This window comes from Pseudomonas sp. MD195_PC81_125 (assembly GCF_014060985.1).
In the GTDB taxonomy this organism is placed as follows: Bacteria; Pseudomonadota; Gammaproteobacteria; order Pseudomonadales; family Pseudomonadaceae; genus Aquipseudomonas; species Aquipseudomonas parakoreensis.
On the sequence record NZ_JABULD010000664.1, the window covers coordinates 1 to 3100 of the forward strand.

Consider the following 3100-nt stretch of genomic DNA (forward strand, 5'->3'; position numbering starts at 1 on the left):
ATCTTTTGATCTGCTAAAAACAAAATCCCCAGTCCTGCCCACCGCCGACCAGTTACCACCCTCCAACACCAGCAACCGCTCTTTGGCCTCAAGCCCACCCGCAAATCCGGTCAATTTTCCCGATGCGCCAATCACCCGATGGCACGGCGCCACAATCGAAATCGGATTGCGCCCATTCGCCGCTCCCACCGCACGCACGGCTGTCGGGTTTCCGATCTGCTCGGCGATCTGACTGTAGGTACGGGTTTCGCCAAACGGAATGGTCAGCAACGCTGCCCAGACCTTTTTCTGAAAATCGGTGCCGACAATATCCAGCGCCAGGTCGAAGCGATCACGCTTGCCGGCAAAGTATTCTTGAAGCTGCTGTGCAGTTCGTTGCAGCAGCGGATTGTCCGGTGCTGCGCTCATCGGACCAAGGCGCACCCGGCCCGGTTTGTCGTTTTCCCAGAGGATGGCCGCCAGTCGTGCGCCGTTCGCAACCAGCTTCAGTTCGCCGACCGGTGAGGGCAGGGTGATGAACGTGTAGGGCATGGGCAGAACTCCGGATCTGCGTGGCGAAGGCGTCCAGCATACTGGCTGATCGGGGAGGCGCAAATCGCAATAGCGACCATACTGCTTGGTGCTTTTGCAGCGTTCCCTTCTGCTCTGCACAGAACCCAAAAACAAAAAAGAGATCGACTCATGAAGTACGAACCTTTGGCCAAAACGCTGATCGCGACTTCACTGGCACTGAGCTGCCTGATGGCCCACGCCGCTTCCGTGGCCCCGGTTGCCGCCGAGAACGGCATGGTGGTCACTGCCCAACACCTGGCCTCCCATGTCGGCGTCGATGTGTTGAAAAGTGGCGGTAACGCGGTGGATGCGGCAGTCGCTGTGGGCTATGCGCTGGCGGTGGTGTATCCCGCGGCAGGCAACCTCGGCGGTGGCGGTTTCATGACCATTCAACTGGCGGACGGGCGCAAGACCTTCCTCGACTTCCGCGAAAAAGCCCCGCTGGCGGCGACCGCCAACATGTACCTGGACAAGGACGGCAACGTCGTCCCGGACCTGAGCACGCGCGGTCACCTCGCCGTGGCAGTGCCCGGCACCGTGTCAGGCATGGAGCTGGCGCTGAGCAAGTACGGGACCAAGCCGCGCAAGGACATGATCGCCCCGGCGATCAAACTGGCGGAAGACGGTTTCGAACTGGAGCAGGGCGACGTCGATTTGCTGGACTACGCCACCGATGTATTCAAGAAGGACATGCGTGATTCCGGCTCGATCTTCCTGCACAACGGCGAGCCAATGCAGGTCGGGCAGAAACTGGTGCAGAAGGATCTGGCGAAAACCCTGCGCACCATCTCGGAAAAAGGCGCTGACGGTTTCTATAAGGGCTGGGTAGCCGACGCCATTGTCACTTCCAGTCAGGCCAACAAGGGCATCATCACCCAGGCCGACCTCGACAAATACAAGACCCGCGAACTGGCCCCGGTGGAGTGCGATTACCGCGGCTACCACGTGGTTTCGGCGCCACCGCCAAGCTCCGGCGGGGTGGTGATCTGCGAGATCATGAACATTCTCGAAGGCTATCCGATGAAGGACCTGGGCTTCCATTCGGCCCAGGGCATGCACTACCAGATCGAAGCGATGCGCCACGCTTACGTGGACCGCAACAGCTATCTGGGCGACCCGGATTTTGTGAAGAATCCGATCGAGCATCTGCTGGACAAGAACTACGCGACCAAGCTGCGCAACGCGATCCAGCCGCAGAAGGCCGGAATCTCCGCCGAACTGAAACCCGGCGTCGCGCCCCATGAAGGCAACAACACCACGCACTATTCGATCGTCGACAAGTGGGGCAACGCAGTGTCGGTGACCTACACCCTCAACGACTGGTTCGGCGCCGGGGTGATGGCGAGCAAGACCGGGGTGATCCTCAACGACGAAATGGACGACTTCACCTCCAAGGTCGGCGTGCCGAACATGTACGGTCTGGTGCAGGGCGAGGCCAATGCCATCGCTCCGGGCAAAACTCCGCTGTCGTCGATGAGCCCGACCATCGTCACCAAGGACGGCAAAGTGGTGATGGTGGTCGGTACGCCGGGTGGCAGCCGCATCATCACGGCGACCTTGCTGACCATGCTCAACGTCATCGACTATGGCATGGGCCTGCAGGAAGCGGTGGACGCGCCGCGTTTCCACCAGCAATGGATGCCTGAGGAAACCAACCTCGAAGACTTCGCGGCCAGCCCCGATACGAAGAAGCTCCTCGAGAGCTGGGGCCACAAGTTCGCCGGGCCGCAGGACGCCAACCACATCGCCGCGATCCTGGTCGGCGCGCCGTCGCTGGGCGGTAAGCCAGTGGGCAAAAACCGCTTCTACGGGGCCAACGATCCACGACGCAATACCGGATTGTCACTAGGCTACTGACAGGGGTAAAAAAGGGGGCGGGCGCTGCTCCGCCCCGGTTTCAACGTTCGATCAAGGAAGGCCCATCATGTCTAGCGCATTGCTGATCATCGACGTCCAACAGGCTCTCTGCTCGGGCCAATATCAGTGCTTCGACATTCGCCGCGTCATCGACACCATCAACCAGCTCAGCACGCGCGCGCGCAAGGCCAGCGTGCCGGTGGTGCTGATTCAGCATGAAGAAAAGGACGGCCCGCTGGCCCATGGTGCCGAAGGCTGGCAACTCGCCGATGGCCTGCTGACTGCCGTCGAAGACCTGCGCGTACACAAAACCACCCCGGATTCGTTCTACCAGACCGAGCTGGGCAAACTGCTGCCCGGCGAAGACTTCGAGCGCCTGATCATCTGCGGCCTGCAAACCGACTATTGCGTCAACGCCACCGTGCGCCAGGCCCATCAGCTGGGGTACGACGTCGTCCTCGTGGCAGACGCTCATTCCACCCTCGACAACGGCAACATGAGCGCCGAAGACATCATCGCCGAACACAACAAGGACCTGGCGCACCTGACGGGGGCCATGGCCCGGGTCGACGTCAAACCTGCCGCCGCGATCATTTTCTGAAGCCCGCAAATACTTCTGTTGTTCTTACTGGCCTCATCGCTGGCAAGCCAGCTCCCACAGGGTTTGGCATGGATCACAAGGTCTTTTGAA

At 60.7% G+C, this 3100-nt stretch carries 3 protein-coding genes; 2 read left to right on the forward strand and 1 reads right to left on the reverse strand.

Going from position 1 to position 3100, the window contains the following annotated elements; translation table 11 throughout:
• Positions 1–531: methylated-DNA--[protein]-cysteine S-methyltransferase (locus tag HT737_RS26195; RefSeq protein ID WP_182404287.1), on the reverse strand; the 531-nt coding region annotated here is incomplete at its 3' end.
• Between the two features lie 150 nt (positions 532–681).
• Here HT737_RS26195 and ggt point away from each other — a divergent pair.
• On the forward strand, positions 682–2409 hold the full coding sequence (ggt, locus tag HT737_RS26200) for a gamma-glutamyltransferase (RefSeq protein WP_182404288.1): 1728 nt from the start codon (positions 682–684) through the stop codon (positions 2407–2409).
• A gap of 67 nt (positions 2410–2476) precedes the next feature.
• Complete coding sequence (locus tag HT737_RS26205; protein ID WP_182404289.1) at positions 2477–3010, forward strand: cysteine hydrolase family protein; 534 nt, start codon at positions 2477–2479, stop codon at positions 3008–3010.
• The last annotated feature ends 90 nt before the right edge of the window (positions 3011–3100 follow it).

What these genes read in the sequence shown, in the direction of transcription:
- ggt (WP_182404288.1), top strand. Translation starts at nt 682, where the DNA reads ATGAAGTACGAACCTTTGGCCAAAACGCTGATCGCGACTTCACTGGCA.
- HT737_RS26205 (WP_182404289.1), top strand. Translation starts at nt 2,477, where the DNA reads ATGTCTAGCGCATTGCTGATCATCGACGTCCAACAGGCTCTCTGCTCG.